We start from the raw sequence: 369 nt of genomic DNA on the forward strand, positions 1-369 counted from the left end.
TGGCAACGATTTGTCACCGCTTAAAAGGCCATCGTTGATGGGCTCATCTGGGCCAGTTTACTTGCGCTGATCATTAGGCGTAGTATTGCGCTTCAGATAATGCCATCGGTCTCATTATTTAAAGCGGCAAAAAATGTGGATGTCTGGCTGTTACCAATATTTGAATGTATCAGTCACGGCGCATGGTCAGAAATCAGCAATAAAATCGAATGGGCTACCAGTTATATATCAAGGAACACTCAAAAGTCCGCGCAGAGGAAGTCTAAAGAAAACATTACGTTAGACGGAATTTACGCTGAGCTTAGTGCTTAAGGTTCTGTCTATGAATGTTCTCTAAAATGATTCAGAGACTCTGTTTAATCAAAAGAA

The 369-nt window shown here is 41.2% G+C and carries 1 pseudogene; it reads left to right on the plus strand.

Annotation, left to right across the window (positions count from 1 at the left end):
* A pseudogene (locus tag AB4375_RS21320) lies at nt 1-312 on the plus strand (IS4 family transposase); the annotation flags it as partial.
* Between the last annotated feature and the right edge of the window lie 57 nt (nt 313-369).

Source organism: Vibrio sp. 10N.261.51.C6 (assembly GCF_041471785.1).
Taxonomy (GTDB): domain Bacteria; phylum Pseudomonadota; class Gammaproteobacteria; order Enterobacterales; family Vibrionaceae; genus Vibrio; species Vibrio crassostreae_C.